This is a genomic window from Pseudomonas sp. K8 (genome assembly GCF_014889455.1).
Classification (GTDB): Bacteria; Pseudomonadota; Gammaproteobacteria; order Pseudomonadales; family Pseudomonadaceae; genus Aquipseudomonas; species Aquipseudomonas veronii.
Map to the genome: position 1 here is coordinate 1 of NZ_VJWO01000203.1, position 579 is coordinate 579.

Annotated in this window: 1 pseudogene; it reads left to right on the forward strand. The window is 62.7% G+C overall.

The features are described 5' to 3' along the window. Nucleotides 1–236: 236 nt before the first annotated feature. Nucleotides 237–579 (forward strand): annotated as a pseudogene (locus tag INT12_RS31005) (GTP-binding protein); the annotation flags it as partial.

Consider the following 579-nt stretch of genomic DNA (forward strand, 5'->3'; position numbering starts at 1 on the left):
GCAACTGCGCGGGCGTGTTCATATCGGCCTGGATCAACTCTGGCAAGCGGCCGAAACCATGCTCGGGCGCCAGCTGGATCCCCTCGACCCGCAACTACTCGATCACTTGGAATGCCCCTTGTAGGAGCGAGCTTGCTCGCGAAAAGCCCGAGAGCGCCGCGTGCATCCAGGATGCCCGCGTCATCGTTGACGATTTTCGCGAGCAAGCTCGCTCCTACAAGGGGTGGAGGTAACATATGAGTCTTGCCCTCAACGTCATCACCGGCTTCCTCGGCAGCGGCAAAACCAGCTTGCTCACGCGCCTGCTGCAGGGCGAAAGCCTTGGCGACACGGCGCTGCTGATCAATGAGTTCGGCGACGTCGGCATCGACCACCTGCTGGTGGAATAGGTCGCGCCGGACACGGTGCTGCTGCCCGGCGGCTGCGTGTGCTGCTCGATTCGCGGCGAACTCAAAGACGCATTGCTCAGCCTGCGGCGCCGATCCTCGCGACCTTCAACAACGACGTGCAACTGCGCGGGCGTGTTCATATCGGCCTGGATCAACTCTGGCAAGCGGCCGAAACCATGCTCGGGCGCCA